Below are 15,226 nucleotides of genomic sequence, written 5' to 3'. Positions count from 1 at the left end.
GGGGATGGTGCGCCCGTGGGTAACGCTACCGACGGAACAGCCCACCGGTATCTGATCGACACCCGGGGTGCTCGACCGGGCCGAGTACCGACCGCCGAGCCGGCCCCCGATGTCGGCTTCGACACTCTCCCGGCGCTGTCCTGCCGGCTCGGATTAGCGGGTCAGGTATTGGGAAGGCGGGATCGTCAGGTTGCCGATGTCTTGGGCGGTGTCCCTGGAACAGGAGAGTATGAGTTGATCAGAGTCGCATCCGTTCCGTCGGGGCATGTCTACGTGCGCCATCTGAGCCCACCGGACGAGGACGACGGAGTGCGGCGCCTGGCGGACCCCCGGCCGTGCGGGGCACCGAGCGATCAGTCGCGTTGGTGGCCACCGGTGATGCTGGACCCGGGTTGGGTCGGTCAGAATCACCGGTCGTTCGACGTGTTCCACCTGCATTTCGGGTTCGACGCCCAGACGCCGGCCGGTCTGCGGGAGTTGACCAGCACCCTGCGGGCTCACGCCAAGCCGCTGATCTACACGGTGCACGACCTGCGTAACCCCCACCACCGCGACCCTTCGGCCCACGACGCGCACCTGGACGTGCTGGTTCCGGCCGCGGACGAGCTGATCACGTTGACGCCGGGCGCGGCGGAGGTGATCGACCGGCGTTGGGGCCGCACAGCCGAGGTCGTCTCCCATCCGCACGTCGTCGGTCCGGACGAGGCCGGCGTCGCGCGTGCCGGACGTGACGAGTTCGTCGTCGGTGTTCACGTCAAGAGCCTGCGGGCGAACATGAACTGCCGGCCGGTCATCGAGACCCTGGCCCGAACGGTCGCCGCGTTGCCCGCCGCGGTGCTGCGGGTGGACGTGCATTCCGAGGTGCTGGACCCGGCCAGCGCGCACCACCACCCGGAGTTGGTGACCTGGTTGTTCGACGCCCGTGACCGAGGGGCGCTGCGGTTGCGGGTGCACGACTTCTTCACCGACGAGCAGCTGTGGGCCTATCTGCGCGACGAGATCGACGTCTCCGTGTTGCCCTACCGCTTCGGTACTCATTCGGGATGGCTGGAGGCCTGCCACGACCTCGGGACCGTCGTCGTGGCTCCGAGCTGCGGCTTCTACGTCCAGCAACGCCCCTGCCTGGAGTACCGGCACGACGACACCGGACTGGACACCGATTCGCTGGCCGACGCGGTGCGCACGGCATATCGGCGACGCCCACAGTGGCGTGCGAGTGTCACGGCACGCCGCGCCGAGCGCCGCCAGGTCGCGGCGGCACACCGCGACCTGTACGAACGGGCGCTGGCATGAGCGCACCGCTGAACGTGGCGCTGATCGGCTCGGCCCGGTATCCCATCCGCGAGCCGTTCGCGGGTGGTCTGGAAGCACACACCTGGCAACTGGCCACCCAGCTGCGCGCGCGGGGTCATCGGGTCGAGGTCTACGCCGGCCCCGGTTCGGACAAGAACCTCGGTGTGCGTGAGATGCCGGGCCTGCCCTCGATCTCCGAGCAGGCCCGTGGGGACGTCAGCATGCCCTCGGACCGCTTCCTGGCCGAGCACCACGGCTACCTGAGCCTGATGCTCGAACTCGCCGACCGCGACTGCCCCTACGACGTGGTGCACAACAACTCACTGCACTACCTGCCGATCGCGATGGCGCCGTCGCTGTCGAAGCCGATGGTCACGACGCTGCACACACCGCCGACGCCGTGGCTGGAATCCGCGGTTCGCACCCGACCGAACTCGGGTGTGCACTTCGTCGCGGTCAGCCGGTACACAGCGGCGCAGTGGCGTCCACTCATCGGCCGTTCCACGGTGGTCAGCAACGGTGTGGACACCGGTTTCTGGAGCATGGGGGTCGGCGGTGGAGTGCCGGTCTGGTCAGGGCGGATCGTGCCGGAGAAGGGCCCGGTCGAGGCGATCACCTCGGCCCGACGAGCTGGCACCGGGCTGCGTCTGGCCGGGCCGATCCCCCAGCCGAGATTCTTCGCCGAGCAGGTCGAGCCGCTGCTCGGAGACGGCATCGAGTACCTCGGACATCTCGATCACACGCGGCTGCGTGCGCTGCTCGGCTCGGCGCGCGTCGCCGTCGTCTCACCGTGCTGGGACGAGCCCTACGGCCTGGTCGTCGCCGAGGCCCTGTCCTGCGGGACGCCTGTCGCGGGTTTCGCGCGTGGCGCGTTGCGGGAGCTTCTCGACGACCGCAGCGGTCGGCTCGCCGCGCCCGGAGACGTCGACGGACTGGCGAAGGCCATCCTCGAGGCGGGCGGCCTGGACCGACGGGCCGTACGGGAGCACGCCGAGAAGACCTGCTCGATCGACACCATGGTCGAGGGCTACGAACAGCTCTACCACCGGCTGCGCGCATGATCGCCTACTACGTCCACCACCGGGGCAGCGGCCACGCACACCGCGCCGCCGCCATCGCCGCTCACACCCGGACCGAGATCATCGGGTTGTCGAGCGCACCGGCGCCGCCGGGTTGGGCAGGACGGTGGACGCGTTTGCCGGACGACGACGCGGTGACCGACGTGTCGGCCCGGGATGTCACCGCGGGCGGCACTCTGCACTGGGTGCCGCTCGACCACACCGGACTGCGCGGTCGCATGAGCCGCATCGGTGAGGTACTGGCACAGCGGCCGATCCGGCTGATGGTGACCGACGTGTCGGTCGAGGTGAGCCTGCTGGCCCGGCTACACGGAGTACCGGTCGTCGTCATGGCCCAGCCGGGCGACCGCACCGACCGGGCGCACCGCACGGCCTACGACCTCGCCGTCTCGTTGCTCGCCCCGTGGCCGTCGAGGCCGCAACCGGACTGGCCGAGGGAGTGGCGGGACAAGACCGTCCACCTGGGCGGGTTGTCCCGGTTCGACGCAGTGACCGCGGCGGTGCCGGGCGAGACACGACGTGTTCTGGTGCTGTGCGGTTCCGGAGGTCTCGACGTCACCCCGGACGATCTGCGCGCCGCGGCGATCGCCACACCGGACTGGACATGGGAAGTGGCGGGCGGCCCACCGCGGGGAGTCCCGGGCCCGCCCAACCTGCGCTGGCACGGCTGGCTCGATCAACCGTGGGACGCCATGAGCAGTGCGAACATCGTCGTGACCCATGCCGGACAAAACGCCGTCGCCGAGGTCGCGGCCGCCCGCCGCCCCGCGGTCGTGATCCCTCAGCAACGTCCGCACGGCGAGCAGCACGCCACAGCGACCGCCCTGCGCGACGCCGGCATCGGGGTCGTTGCGGACCGGTGGCCGCCGGCACGGCAGTGGCGGTCCCTGCTCGAACAGGCGCTCCACCGCGGTGGACACCGGTGGTGCGAATGGTCCCGGGGTGACGCGGCCGCTCGCGCCGCGGCAGAGCTCGACCGGCTCGCCGAATGAGCGCACGACTCAACACGGTGGTGATCACCATCGCCCGTGGCCGGGAGACCCACCTGCACCGGCAACGCCTCGCGCTGGCCGCTGACCCACCCGGGCACCACGTCATCGTCGGGATGGGGGAGACCCCGGCGCTGAAAGACGTTCCCGGCGCGCCGCCCACTGTCGTGCTGCAGGTGCCGGTGTCTCCGGCCGGGCTGCCGCTCGCCGCGGCACGCAACGCGGGAGCGGCCGAGGCGAGGGGACTCGGCGCCGAGCTGCTCGTCCTACTCGATATCGACTGCATTCCCGAACCGGGACTGCTCGATCGCTACGCACACGCCGCCACGGTCTGCGGCCATCCTGCGCTGCTGTGTGGGCCAGTGGCCTACCTGCCCCCGGCAGGCCCCGACGGATATCCCGTTGGCCGCCTCGCTTCGCTGGCCGGTCCACACCCGGCGCGCCCGGTACCACCGGACCGGCAACTGTGGCCGGAATCCCGATTCGAGCTGTTCTGGTCGCTGTCCTTCGCGATGACTGTCCGCGACTGGTCTCGGTTGGGCGGGTTCTGCGAGGAATACACCGGCTACGGTGGCGAGGACACCGATTTCGCGCTCACCGCCTCGGCCGCCGGCGCGTATTTCTATTGGGTGGGTGGCGCGTTGGCCTACCACCAACACCACCCGCCGAGCCGCGGTTCCTCTGCGCACGTGGCGGAGATCGTGCGCAACGCCCACACGTTCCACCGCAGATGGGGGCGGTGGCCGATGGTCGACTGGTTGCACGAACTCGCCGCCGACGGACAGGTGAGGTTTGCTCCCGAGCGAAGCCTGCTCGAACTCGGTAGCGGGCACCATGACGTGCCCGCTACCGACTTCTCGTAGGGCGCTAGAAGTACCAGCGACGGCCGCCGACACCACGACCGACCGAGCCGAGCAGAAGAAGAACGAGGCCTACGACGAGCAGGATGGCCCCGACGGTGTAGAGGATCGAAATACCGGTCAGCCAGCCGATCAAGAGCAGGATAACGCCGAGAACGATCATCGTTCCTCCTAGGGACTGTGCTCACAAGGCTGTGGCTGCGCACAAGCTACAGAGCGACATCGCTCGCGCAAGGCCGCCACGCCGATCGGGAAGTCCACGCTCAGCAGGCATTGTGCGCGGGAGTCGGAAAGAGCGCCGTGCGATGGGTATGCCGGAGTGCGACGAGCGCGCGGTGTGAGTTTGCCCGGTTTCTCACGGGGTAGGTGCATTCATAATGCGCCGCGTGGCTCTCCTCGTACGCATGTGTGCGGGCCGGTTCGTGCCGCGGCGGATGACCTACTATCCGACCGGCGTCGACCCGGCCCCTGTCGTGCTCCGTGTCCCTACTTCCGCGCGCGGGATTGTTGGTGTTCATGCGGCGTCATCGGCTGGTCCGCGATGGCTGAACAGGGTCCTGTGACCCGTGCGCTGTTGGAGTCGATGGCCGACTCCCCGCACGGTGTCCGCGGTGATGGCCGAGAGTTGGCGCGGCAGGTCTGTCGGGCGTGTGTCGCTGGTGCGGACGTGGACGGTGCCGCGATGTCGGTGCTCACCGCGACCGAGACGACGGAGACGTTGTGGGCCAGCGACGCGACCGCGCAGCGGCTCGAGGAGCTGCAGTTCACTCTCAACGAGGGTGCTTGCGTCCAGGCGGCGGCGTCCGGGAGGTCGGTTCTGGTCCCGGATCTCCTGCACTCCGTCGAGGTGGAACGGTGGCCGATCTTCGCCGCCTCCGTCGCCGAACAAACCCTGATCCGGGCGTTGTTCGCGCTGCCGTTGCAGTGGGGGGCGACCAATCTCGGGGTCCTCGACATGTACCGGACCACGGCGGGTGGGCTGAACCGGGCCCAGTTCAACGACGTCTCGGCGGCGGTCGACGTTGCGACGTTGGTGATGTTGGGGCTGCTGACCGCACCCGAGGCTCGCCTTGACCAGAACCAAGGTCAGGACGCAAGCAACACTGGCGGCGACGAGCACTGGCTGGATCTGTCGGCGGGTAACCGCGCCGAGGTGCATCAGGCCATCGGGATGGTGCTGGTGCAGCTCGGAGTCAGTGCTACCGAGGCGTTGGCGCGGCTGCGTGGTCACGCTTTCGCCCATCGCAGGCTATTGATTGACGTAGCAACCGACGTGGTGAACCGTCGGTTGGTGTTCACCGACGACATGGCTTAGCCGTGTGTCCTGGTGGGAAGGAAAGCTGTCATGGTGCAGACACAGGCGGGCCGGGAACGGCTGCTGACTCGCGCGTTCGTCGATCTGACCGACACGCTGGTCGACGACTACGACATGATCGAGTTGCTGGATCGCCTGGTCGGCTACAGCGTCGGGCTCTTCACGGCCGAGGCGGCGGCGATCATGGTGATCGATGCCCGAGGGCAGCTGCATGCGGTCGCGTCCTCCAGCCAGGACGCCGATGTGCTGGACCTGTTGCAGGTCCAGGCCGATCAGGGCCCCTGTGTGGAGTGCATCCGGACCGGGGCACCGGTCAGCGTGCCGGACTTGAGCGAAGCCGAGCATCGGTGGCCACGGTTCGCCGCGATCATCAGCAGGCGTACGACGTTCGCTTCGGTGCACGCATTGCCGCTGCGACTGCGCGGTGAGGCGATCGGGGCGCTCAACCTGTTCCACCGCCAGCCCGGCCCCCTACCCGAGGACGATCTCGTCGTGGCCCAGGCACTGGCTGACGTCGCCACGGTGGGCATCCTGCAGGAACGAGCGATCCACCGCGGCGAGATCGTGAACGAACAGCTCCAGCACGCGCTCAACAGCCGCATCATCATCGAACAGGCCAAAGGTGTCCTCTCCCAGCATCTCGGCCTCAGGATGGACCAGGCGTTCGATCAGCTACGCGGCTACGCCCGCGGACACAACCTGCGATTGGCCGACGTCGCGCGTCAGCTCGTCACCCGCGAACTCGACCCCGGGGTGCTGAGCTCGTCGACCCCGACATCAGCACAGGTCACTCAGCGATAACGCGCGCGGCGCGAGGAACGGGTGAATGACGGCCCTGCCCCTGCCTGCACGGTCCGCGCTCTCGGCGTCGGGATCGTGTCGATCATGAATCCGACCGGCCGCGGCTGATCCACACCCACCGTGCGGTGAGGGGCTCTGTGACCATCACTTCTCCATCGGTCGGCACCGGTGGGACGACCTCGCGGGGCCGCATGGCCGCTCTGACCCGTGCCCGGGTACCCGAGGACCGGACGGAGGGTGATGCGCCACGACCCGGCCGACACCGGCTGATCGTGTTGTCGGCCGGCCATTCCAGCTCGACCCTGTACCTGCAGCTCTACTTCGCGGGGTACGGCATGGAACCGGAGGGACACCTTCGATCCGGACGCGGCGCACAGGACGGCCCGTTCGACCACCGGATCTAGGTGATCGCATCCGATGGGGACATTCGAAGAGGGCGTGACCTCGGAGGCGTCGTCGCTGGCAGTGCGACAGGAGCTGGGCAACCTGACCGTCGTCTACGACCGCGACGGGATCTCCATCTCACCAGCATGGGCCCGCGCGATCGGACATGCCGCCGAGCAACGCGAGACGCCTCATCCCGAGGTAGGCGTTGCTCCGGGTGGGGGTCGGCCCCGACGGGTGGCCAGATCGAGCGCTTCCCACAGGGTGTGAACCCGGGCGACCGCGGTAGGCAGCGAACGATCCACCCAACCCGGGCCGGCGGCCACCACCACGCCGGTCACGTCGAGCAGCCGCCGTAGCTGGGTGGGTTTCGCGGACCTGGCGAGCTGCGCCCACACCACGACCGCCGTCGGGTGGAGCTGTTCAGCCGCGTGCAGCAACGCCGTGTCGGGCACCGCCGGCCCCAACATGCGAACGTGCACACCGGACTCGGCCAGTGCGGCGGCCAGGGCTTCCAGCGGCAGGCTGTGATGCTCGCCGGGACCACAGGCCAGCAGCACCCGGCCTGCTCCGGGGACGACCTCCGGGATCACCAGCCTGCGAAGGCTGGTGGCGATCGTCCAACTCAGCAGCAGCTCCGCGTCGATGCAACCGTCGGGCCGCAGACGTGGATCGGCCAGTGCAACGAGCGCCGGACGACACAGCTGGTCCCAGGTGGCGATCACCCCGAGGGAGTCGAAACTGACGCCGAGGGCGGCCGAGATCGTTTCGGTTGCAAAGCACCGGGCTGCCCGAACCACCCGTCGCACCGTTGCCGAACCCACCCGACCGACCGGACCCGATGCGGACATCGCCCCGTCGCCCCGTGCCGGACACGCGTGCGGCACCGGGTCCGCCGCGGCGTCGCTCGCGCGGTCGGCTCTGGCGACATCGGCCGCTGCGGCCAGCGCCATCCCGCCCTCGACCAGGTGGCACATCCTGTCGAGCTCGGTGACGTCGGCGGCGGAGTAGCGGCGGTGCCGCCCGGCTTCATGACCCCGAGGGCCGATGCCGTACCGAAGACTCCAGCTGCGCAACGTCGATGGTGCGACACCCAGCCTCCTGGCCACAGCGGCCACCGTCCACGCCCCGCGCAGCTCGACAGCGGTCGCACCGTCGACGACGGTGCCGGTACCGGTGCGGGGGGCCATCAGCGCTCACTCGGAGAGGCGGCGCACGGGGCCGGAGGCCCAGCGCTTCGCGCAGAGGAGTATCGCGCGCGCAACGATCGGCACCCCGGCTCGGTCACCGCGTGGACGCGTCGGGGGCCGAGGGGACCGTCGGGACCCGGGACAGCGGGACAGGTGTGCTGCCGAAGAGCCTCCGCGCCGGTCTCACCCGGGTAACCGACGTCGTCTCCGGCGACCCGCCCGGCGAAGGCCCCGGCTCGACCGGTGCCCGTGGTCGAGCCGCGGTCCTCGCCCAGCTCGGCATGCTCTCCACTCACCGTGAATCGTGCCCGCCGAGGCGGAGCAGCGAGTGTGAGGTGGCGAAGTGCGGCATGCGATCTCCTCGTGTCGATCGTCGGTTCGGATCGAGGATCGTGCAGCCTGGGTCACGGCGACTATCTAGGGTTTCGTGTCACCGCGACGCTCAACGCCCGCACCAGGCCGGAACAGTCCGCGACAGTGACGGTCAGGCCTGGGTGGCGGATCATTCCCAGAGGATCGACCCCGCTGACCGACTCATGGAATTGCACACATACGCCTTGATCCGGGTTGGTGGCGAATGTCAGGCCGCGATCGGCGAGAGACAGACGCGCCGGACCAGCCGTTTTCATGAGACTGAACGGTCCTGACAGCGTTGCTGATCGCACGTTGGCCAGTGGAGTGCGCACCCGCCAGAAGCCGAGTCGCGCGGTGAACGTGTTGTTGTCCAGCACGACGCCGCTCGTCACCGGCAGGATTCCGAACGGGAGCCCGGCGAGGCGAAAGCCGGTGCTGAATGTAAACGGAAAGCGATTTACTGCCACCTGCTCGGCTACCCAGCCCACATTGGCCGAAACACCGACCAACCGATGATCTGACCTCGTTCCACACCGTGCGCTCGAGCCGTTCAGCCCGACCGGTCGACCGCGATCGGGGTGCGTCGACGTGGGTCCGGCTCGGCTGACATACCTGCGGCGAGGGTGGGTAGACGGTCGGGAAGTGACGTGAGCGATTCGCTCATGAGCACCGCGCGAGATTTGCCAACGCAACCAGTCGTTCTCGGGTCGCTGATCCGGTGTCGGCCGGCGAGGTAGGGGAGTGTCTGTGATGTCGTTGATGGACAAGGTACGAGGCTTGCTGAGCCGCTCACCGAAGAATCTCGAGTCCGACGTGGCCGAGGACTCGCATGTGGCGCAGAGCCGGGCCACCGGTGGTGTCGACGGCGACGCGGGTGGTGACTCCGCTTCCACCACCGGCACGGCCCCCAGCGAGGAGTTCGTCGGCCGGGTCGCCGGTCAGGACGAGGGCGACGTGGGGCTCTCCGGGGCCGAGGCTCGCGCTCTCGACACCCAGCCGAAGCACGACGAATCACACCGGACGAGCTGATCGCGGGGCTCCGGTACACCTCGACCATGCCGCGTCGCCGATCGGGAGGAACAGCTCCGGATCACGGTCGCGGCACGGTCATGAAGGTCTCTCCCGGATGGGCCGCCGGGCTCAGTCCTGGTTCATTCTGTCGCGCAGGTGACTGAGGGTGTGGGCCAGGATGCGCGAGATGTGCATCTGGGAGCATCCGATGTTGGCGGCGATCTGGGACTGGGTCATGTCGTGGAAGAACCGCATGATCAGAATGTTGCGCTCGCGCGGTGTGAGCTCGGCCAACAGCGGCGCGAGGCTGTGGGTGTAGGTGACCTTCTCCAGCTCGGTGTCGGACTTTCCGAGCAGGTTCACCAGGGAGTCGGAGTCGGTGTCATCGGTGAGCAGCTCGTCCAGGGAGGTGGCGCGGTAGGACCGGGCGGCTTCGATGGCCTCCAGGACGTCGTCGGTCGACAGGTTGAGGGCGTCGGCGATCTCGCTCGGTTTGGGCGCTCGGCCGAGTTGGTGGGACAGCTCGACCGTGACCCCGTTGATCAGTTGGCCGTTGTCCTTGAGCCGCCGGGGCACGCGTATCGCCCATCCCCGGTCGCGGAAGTAGCGACGTACTTCTCCGGTCATGGTCGGGATGGCGTAACCGAGAAAGTGGTGGCCTTGCCCCGGGCGATAGCGGTCGATCGCGTTGATCAGCCCGATGGTGGCCACCTGGGTCAGGTCCTCCACCGGTTCGCCTCGGTGGGCGTAGCGCTGCGCGATGTGTTGCGCGACCGGGAGGAACCCGGCGATCAACCGTTCGCGCGACTGCTCGCGACAGGAGTCGCCAGGGCGCATCGCGGAGTAGGCATCGAGCAACGGCAGTAGGTGCGCGTACTCCTCGTCACCGCGCTGGTCGACCGAGGCAACGGCAGTCATGGCCCCGGCTCGCGTCCGTCGCCGTTGCATCGATGTTTGGCAAGGCGGACCCCGGCGCGAGCACCTCGGCCGCCACCCGGGGTGAGCACACTGAGTTCGTCGGTGAGCGTGCACAGGATGTGCCACTGCACGCTCGCGGTGTCCAGCCCCGCGCCTGGGGTGTGCGACGGTCCCACCGCGACACTGGCGGTCAGTTCCAGGCCGTTCTCATGCGACACGAAATCGCAACTGAGCACCGATCCGGGAATGGCCATCGGAATGAGCGGCCGGCATGCTTCCTCGACCGCCATCTGGAACTCGTCCACCTCTGAGACATCGAGATCGGCCCGGTGGGCCAGATCCGCCGCGATCGCCAGGACGGTAGGCAGCAGCACCGCGAGCGCGGGCAGTCGTACCTCGAGCACCCCCATGACCGATGGTCCGTCGTCCGCCGAGCCGAAGCCGGGAACCGGAACAAGGGGGAAGCGCCGGTTCACCCCCGCCGAACGGGGTGCCGCCAGCTGCTCGCGATCGGCGACTCCACGAATCGCCCGCTCCGCTGTGACATCGCGGTCGCCAGCACGGTCGAGACCGACGATGTGTGGCTCCCAGGACCGCGGACGAAAACTTTTGGTCGACAAGATCGAGACGCCTCCGCTGCGACAGTGAGTGACTGTCGCCGGGGGCAGGGGCAACTTCTACGACGCTACGACCACCCGGAGCGTTGCGCAACCGTTGCGGCGATGACTGAGGGAGATCTTGTTGCGTATGCAAGGAGATCGCGGATGTGTCATGCTGGGTTCTCGCTCGTGCCCCCGGCGATTCCGGATCGACTATCTGCGCGGGGTGAGATGTCCATGAGCGTCCTGATTTGTGATCGTTGCGGCGACGTCGCGGTCGACGGCGTCGGCTGCCGGTGCGGGGTGGTGCCGCGTGAGCCCGTCGACCTGCGGCAGTACCGCCTTCGCCGGGCCGCGGTGAACCTGGCCAGACGACGGTCCGAAGCGAGGTCGGCCGATAGCGAGGGAACGGATGAGGATCGTGGGCCGACGGCTGGGTGAGCCCGGGCGACACGAACGAATCGAAGTCGAGCTCGTTCGACACGGTCCTGGTCTGACACCTTCACCGCGGCCAAGGGATCCGCTTCCGACAATGACCGGAATCGGGACGTAGCCCGGACCACCAGCGGAGCGCTGGGCGCCTCGCGGGTTGCGGCGGTGAGGGTGTCGAGGCGGCCGTCGTCGCGGGGTAGCGGGAGACAGGCAAGCGGAGGACCAGCGGTCGGGCATTCCCCGGGTCCTCGCTTGTCGTCACCGGTCTGTCGAGGTCATGAGTGGGCCGTTATGGGCGGGAGCAACTGATGTCAGGCCTTCCCGACGCGACGCTGCTGGCCCTCGAGCGCAGTGGCCACTTCGCCCAGGCCACAGTTGGCCCGTCTGGAATAGCGGGGTTCGTCGGGGGGTTTGTCGAGTGGGGCGTGCTGGACGCCGCGGCCCGCCGGTGAACCCTCGAACGGATTCGTCCCCCGTGAGGAGGGCGTGTGTTCGACGGTTTCGTGGAGTTCGACATCGTGGTGTCCGGTGTCTCGGTTCACGGTCGGCGCGGCGGGTCCGGGCCGCCGCTGTTGTTGTTGCACGGCATCCCGGAAACTCATCTGATGTGGCATCGGGTCGCCCCGGCTCTGGCCGAGAGGTTCTCGGTGGTTGTCACTGACCTGCGCGGTTACGGCGACAGCGGCAGCCCGTCCAGCACGGCCGACCATTCGCCGTACGCGATGCGTGCGGTGGCAGCGGATCAGGTGCGGGTCATGGCTGCGTTGGGGCATCCGAGGTTTGCCGTGGTCGGCCACGACCGGGGTGCTCGTTGTGGCTATCGCATGGCGATCGACCACCCCGAGGTGGTCACCGCGTTGGCCGTGCTCGACATCGTGCCGACCGCGGAGGTGTTCCGTCGGGCGGACCGGGACTTCTGCCTGGGTTACTGGGTGTGGTCCTTCCTCGCCGCGCCGTATCCGGTTCCGGAACAGCTCATCGCGGGCGCACCGGCCACGCTGGTGGATCACATGCTCGACTCGTGGTCGGCGTCGTCGGCGTCGTTTCCTCCTGAGGTGCGGGAGCGGTACATCGAGACGTTCTCCGACCCGGTGGCCGTCCATGCGATCTGTGAGCAGTACCGCGCGGCCGCGACCCTCGACGTGGCCCATGACGAGGCCGATCGAGGTCGTCATCGGCTGCGTTGCCCGGTGCTCGCGTTGTGGAGCGAGGGTGGGCCTGTGGACAGCTGGTACGAGCCGCTCGAAGTCTGGAGGGAATGGGCCGACGATGTGCGTGGAGCCGCTGTGCCCGGCGGCCATTTCCTCCCGGAGGAGTCGCCGGAGGCGGTCATCGTCGCGCTGACGGACTTTCTCAGCTGATACCGCCGCGGTGGTGGATCAGGCCCTCGGGACCTGGCTGGCTCCGATGCATCGTGGTCACCGCGGATACCTACACCAGCGTGTTGCCATGCCCGGCGCATGACGCCGCCGAAGCCACCGCGAGGCTGGTGCTGGCGGCGGCCACGAGCACGTCACGATCAGCGCGGGCGAGGCCGAGAATCGGTCGACGATGCGCCAAGCGGAATGGATCGAAAGGAGCAAGAAATGCCGCGACCACATTGCGCTCACGTCGCGTCCACACATGATCGGTACTGGACGACCGTGACCAGGCTGATCTAGAGAAGACACTGGTCAGAGAGGGAAATGTGCTGGTGCGCCGCCAGGGACTCGAACCCCGAACCCGCTGATTAAGAGTCAGCTGCTCTACCACTTGAGCTAGCGGCGCATTGCGTATTCGCTTTTTTCTGCGCGCCCCGTCGAGCGCGTTGGAGAAAGACTAGCATGGCTCGAACAGACGGTTTTCCGGGGGTCTCGTTGCCCTGTCGGGTGAGCCGCTGCTCCGAATGGGGCCTATATCGAAGTCTTAATACAAGGTCAAGTAACTCGCCGATGTTCGGCTCGTTGAGCACTCCAGTAGGTGGCGCTGTCACTAGTCGTGTCGGGGTGGATGAGCTTGTTGGGACGAGTGAGTCGTCAGCGGTGGCTGAGGTTCGGCTACCTCACGGCGAGCATTGCTCTCGTGGGTGCCGTGGTGTCCGGGTGTTCCGAGATCGGCGGAGCTTCGGGGGCGATCGGCTCGATCGAGGACGTGGCGCATCGCGCCGCGCCGGACGCGGTTCAGCCGGCTCTCACGATGAATCCCCAGGACGGCGCCGTGGGCGTCGCGCCCAGTGAACGGGTGACCGCGGTGGTCGCCAGTGGGCAGCTCGCACAGGTCGACCTGCGGTCCGCCGACGGCGGAAAGCTCGATGGGGTGCTGTCACCCGACGGCGAGCGGTGGACCTCGAGCACGCCGCTCAGACCCGACACCTCGTACACGCTGACCACGGTGACCCGGTCGGTCACCGGGGAGCAGGCCACCAGTACCGCGCGGTTCAGCACGCAGTCGCCCGGGCAGCAGGTCAGGGGAAAGATCACGCCGGCCAACGGGACCTCGGTGGGCACCGACAAACCGGTGGTGATCGATTTCGACAAGCCGATCGCCAACCATCGTGCCGTCGAGCAGGCGCTGCGCGTGAGTTCGAACCCGACGGTGAGTGGCCGCAGTCGCTGGCAGGGCGACCGTCAGCTGGTGTGGCAGCCGGACGGGGCGTGGCCCGAGGGCAGCGAGGTGACGGCGAGCCTCGACTTCTACGGCCGGGCTGTCGGCCCGAACCTGTTCGGCGCGGCCGATGAGCGGTCGGTCTTCCGGGTCGCGGGCCGGGGCGACGCCGATCGGAATGCCGATCGGGACCTCGCGGTCGCGGCGCGCGACGACCTCACGGACCCGGCCGCCCGGCCGACCGGCGCTCCGCACGCGGCGCCGAGGCCCGGTGCGCCCGTCGCGCCTCTCGGTGCCCAGGCGGCGAACCCGACGCCGAAGCCCGCTGCCACGCCGAAGCCGAGTGCTCCGGCCGCCCGGTCGACGAAGGCCTCGCGTGCGCCGTCGAGCGCCGAATCGGACTCGACGACGACCCGGACCAGTAAGCCCGCCCGGCGGTCCAACTCGGACTCGGATTCCGACTCGTCCGACGAGAGGGACGAGCCGAGGAGCGCCACCGGCGGCCTGCTGCGCTGAGACAGGACACAACAAGACAGGGCCCGTGTCCGAGGACACGGGCCCTGTCATGTCTGGGGTGAGTGACGGGGCTTGAACCCGCGACACCTGGGATCACAACCCAGTGCTCTACCAGCTGAGCTACACCCACCATGTACGCCGGAGAAACGTTCTCTCGCGGCAGTGCACATAGTTTAGCGTGTCGGTTTCCACGCCCGGCAACCGGTTCAGCTCGGCGTGGTCCGGACCGGTTGTGCCAGGACTTCGGCTGCCACTGACCTGGCCTGATCGGTGCTCGGACCGGGCTGCGGGACGAACGCGGTGCCCCGGTAGTAGCGCAGCTCCCGCAGCGACTCCTCGATGTCGGCGAGCGCGCGGTGCGCCAGGCCCTTCTCCGGCTTCGCGTAGTACACCCTCGGGTACCAGCGGCGGCACAGCTCCTTGATCGAGCTGACGTCGACCATCCGGTAGTGCAGGTGTTTGTCCAGCTCCGGCATGTCCCTGGCGAGGAACGTGCGGTCGGTCGCGATCGAGTTGCCGGCCAGCGGCGCGGAACCCGGATCGGGGATGTACTCACGGATGTAGTCCAGGACGGTCTGCTCGGCTTCGGCGACCGTGACGGTGGACACCCGCACCGCTTCGGTCAGCCCGGAGCGCTCGTGCATGTCGCGCACGACATCCACCATGCCGTCGAGCTTGTGGTCGTCGGCGTGGATCACCACGTCGATCCCTTCACCGAGAACGTTCAGCTCACTGTCCGTCACCAGAGCGGCGATCTCGATCAAGGCATCGGAGCCGATGTCCAGGCCTGTCATCTCGCAGTCAATCCACACCAAGCGGTCGTTCACCCTCCTAGCCTAGTGTCGATGGCTCGTTGATGTTCGGCGAACGCAACACACCGCAAGTCCGGGCGGCGCGGCGCC

At 68.3% G+C, this 15,226-nt stretch carries 19 protein-coding genes and 2 tRNA genes; 13 read left to right on the top strand and 8 right to left on the bottom strand.

Features of this window, described 5'->3' with window-relative positions:
• Positions 1 to 234 precede the first annotated feature (234 nt).
• Genes G406_RS0102530 through G406_RS44200 form a run of 4 tightly spaced genes read left to right on the top strand, consistent with a single transcriptional unit; the run spans position 235 to position 4,224 of the window.
• On the top strand, positions 235 to 1,293 hold the full coding sequence (locus G406_RS0102530) for a glycosyltransferase family protein (RefSeq protein ID WP_028932577.1): 1,059 nt from the start codon (positions 235 to 237) through the stop codon (positions 1,291 to 1,293).
• Positions 1,290 to 2,354, top strand: a complete 1,065-nt coding sequence (locus G406_RS0102525) for a glycosyltransferase (RefSeq protein ID WP_028932576.1) — start codon at positions 1,290 to 1,292, stop codon at positions 2,352 to 2,354. Before G406_RS0102530 ends, G406_RS0102525 begins: the two co-directional genes overlap by 4 nt.
• On the top strand, positions 2,351 to 3,364 hold the full coding sequence (locus G406_RS0102520; protein ID WP_028932575.1) for a glycosyltransferase: 1,014 nt from the start codon (positions 2,351 to 2,353) through the stop codon (positions 3,362 to 3,364). The genes G406_RS0102525 and G406_RS0102520 overlap by 4 nt, the downstream gene beginning before the upstream one ends.
• Positions 3,361 to 4,224, top strand: coding sequence for a glycosyltransferase family 2 protein (locus G406_RS44200; protein WP_051341354.1), 864 nt, complete (start codon positions 3,361 to 3,363; stop codon positions 4,222 to 4,224). Before G406_RS0102520 ends, G406_RS44200 begins: the two co-directional genes overlap by 4 nt.
• A gap of 4 nt (positions 4,225 to 4,228) precedes the next feature.
• Here the strand turns inward: G406_RS44200 and G406_RS57710 are convergent, their stop codons facing one another.
• On the bottom strand, positions 4,229 to 4,384 hold the full coding sequence (locus G406_RS57710; RefSeq protein ID WP_169736567.1) for a DUF6131 family protein: 156 nt from the start codon (positions 4,382 to 4,384) through the stop codon (positions 4,229 to 4,231).
• 378 nt (positions 4,385 to 4,762) lie between these two features.
• On the opposite strand from G406_RS57710, the gene G406_RS0102505 reads away from it, so the two are divergent.
• From G406_RS0102505 to G406_RS59610, 4 genes are all read left to right on the top strand, one after another.
• Positions 4,763 to 5,536 carry an ANTAR domain-containing protein gene (locus G406_RS0102505; protein ID WP_342666179.1) on the top strand — a complete coding sequence of 258 codons (774 nt, stop codon included), beginning with the start codon at positions 4,763 to 4,765 and terminating at the stop codon, positions 5,534 to 5,536.
• A 30-nt stretch (positions 5,537 to 5,566) separates the two neighbouring features.
• Positions 5,567 to 6,337, top strand: coding sequence for a GAF and ANTAR domain-containing protein (locus G406_RS0102500; protein ID WP_037074684.1), 771 nt, complete (start codon positions 5,567 to 5,569; stop codon positions 6,335 to 6,337).
• Positions 6,338 to 6,474: 137 nt separating this feature from the next.
• Positions 6,475 to 6,741 carry a hypothetical protein gene (locus tag G406_RS59615; protein WP_425414556.1) on the top strand — a complete coding sequence of 89 codons (267 nt, stop codon included), beginning with the start codon at positions 6,475 to 6,477 and terminating at the stop codon, positions 6,739 to 6,741.
• Between the two features lie 13 nt (positions 6,742 to 6,754).
• A complete protein-coding gene (locus G406_RS59610; RefSeq protein ID WP_425414555.1) occupies positions 6,755 to 6,991 on the top strand; it encodes a hypothetical protein in 237 nt (78 codons plus the stop codon).
• On the opposite strand, the gene G406_RS44195 is transcribed toward G406_RS59610, so the two are convergent.
• Both G406_RS44195 and G406_RS56465 read right to left on the bottom strand, forming a co-directional pair.
• Complete coding sequence (locus G406_RS44195) at positions 6,913 to 7,911, bottom strand: MerR family transcriptional regulator (RefSeq protein ID WP_051341350.1); 999 nt, start codon at positions 7,909 to 7,911, stop codon at positions 6,913 to 6,915. The genes G406_RS59610 and G406_RS44195 overlap by 79 nt on opposite strands.
• Positions 7,912 to 8,324: 413 nt before the next feature.
• A complete protein-coding gene (locus G406_RS56465) occupies positions 8,325 to 8,774 on the bottom strand; it encodes a hypothetical protein (RefSeq protein ID WP_156934636.1) in 450 nt (149 codons plus the stop codon).
• Between the two features lie 250 nt (positions 8,775 to 9,024).
• Here G406_RS56465 and G406_RS44190 point away from each other — a divergent pair, with 250 nt between their 5' ends.
• Entirely contained in the window at positions 9,025 to 9,294 is a 270-nt protein-coding gene (locus tag G406_RS44190; RefSeq protein WP_245606982.1) for a hypothetical protein, read from the top strand.
• A gap of 111 nt (positions 9,295 to 9,405) precedes the next feature.
• On the opposite strand, the gene G406_RS0102480 is transcribed toward G406_RS44190, so the two are convergent.
• Together G406_RS0102480 and G406_RS53555 are read right to left on the bottom strand one after the other, a co-directional pair.
• The gene (locus G406_RS0102480) at positions 9,406 to 10,194 is read right to left on the bottom strand and encodes a SigB/SigF/SigG family RNA polymerase sigma factor (RefSeq protein WP_028932570.1); all 789 of its coding nucleotides are present in this window, start codon (positions 10,192 to 10,194) and stop codon (positions 9,406 to 9,408) included.
• Positions 10,191 to 10,604 (bottom strand): ATP-binding protein, encoded by a 414-nt coding sequence (locus tag G406_RS53555; protein ID WP_156934635.1) that lies wholly within the window; start codon positions 10,602 to 10,604, stop codon positions 10,191 to 10,193. The genes G406_RS0102480 and G406_RS53555 overlap by 4 nt, the downstream gene beginning before the upstream one ends.
• A gap of 426 nt (positions 10,605 to 11,030) precedes the next feature.
• Between G406_RS53555 and G406_RS56460 the strand changes: the two genes are divergently transcribed.
• From G406_RS56460 to G406_RS0102465, 3 genes are all read left to right on the top strand, one after another.
• Entirely contained in the window at positions 11,031 to 11,234 is a 204-nt protein-coding gene (locus G406_RS56460) for a hypothetical protein (RefSeq protein ID WP_156934634.1), read from the top strand.
• Between the two features lie 299 nt (positions 11,235 to 11,533).
• Complete coding sequence (locus tag G406_RS56455; protein WP_156934633.1) at positions 11,534 to 11,677, top strand: hypothetical protein; 144 nt, start codon at positions 11,534 to 11,536, stop codon at positions 11,675 to 11,677.
• Between the two features lie 36 nt (positions 11,678 to 11,713).
• Positions 11,714 to 12,586, top strand: a complete 873-nt coding sequence (locus tag G406_RS0102465) for an alpha/beta fold hydrolase (protein WP_028932569.1) — start codon at positions 11,714 to 11,716, stop codon at positions 12,584 to 12,586.
• A 330-nt stretch (positions 12,587 to 12,916) separates the two neighbouring features.
• Here the strand turns inward: G406_RS0102465 and G406_RS0102460 are convergent.
• A tRNA-Lys gene (locus G406_RS0102460) sits at positions 12,917 to 12,992 on the bottom strand.
• A gap of 222 nt (positions 12,993 to 13,214) precedes the next feature.
• On the opposite strand from G406_RS0102460, the gene G406_RS0102455 reads away from it, so the two are divergent.
• Positions 13,215 to 14,324, top strand: coding sequence for an Ig-like domain-containing protein (locus G406_RS0102455; protein ID WP_156934632.1), 1,110 nt, complete (start codon positions 13,215 to 13,217; stop codon positions 14,322 to 14,324).
• A gap of 54 nt (positions 14,325 to 14,378) precedes the next feature.
• Here G406_RS0102455 and G406_RS0102450 read toward each other — a convergent pair.
• A tRNA-His gene (locus tag G406_RS0102450) sits at positions 14,379 to 14,454 on the bottom strand.
• A gap of 76 nt (positions 14,455 to 14,530) precedes the next feature.
• Positions 14,531 to 15,151, bottom strand: a complete 621-nt coding sequence (orn, locus tag G406_RS0102445) for an oligoribonuclease (protein ID WP_028932567.1) — start codon at positions 15,149 to 15,151, stop codon at positions 14,531 to 14,533.
• Positions 15,152 to 15,226 lie beyond the last annotated feature (75 nt).

The sequence above is a fragment of the Actinospineispora spinosispora DSM 44797 genome, assembly GCF_000429025.1.
In the GTDB taxonomy this organism is placed as follows: Bacteria; Actinomycetota; Actinomycetes; order Mycobacteriales; family Pseudonocardiaceae; genus Pseudonocardia; species Pseudonocardia spinosispora.
The sequence above is the reverse complement of the archived record's forward strand: the minus strand, read 5'-3'. Positions and strand labels throughout refer to the sequence as shown.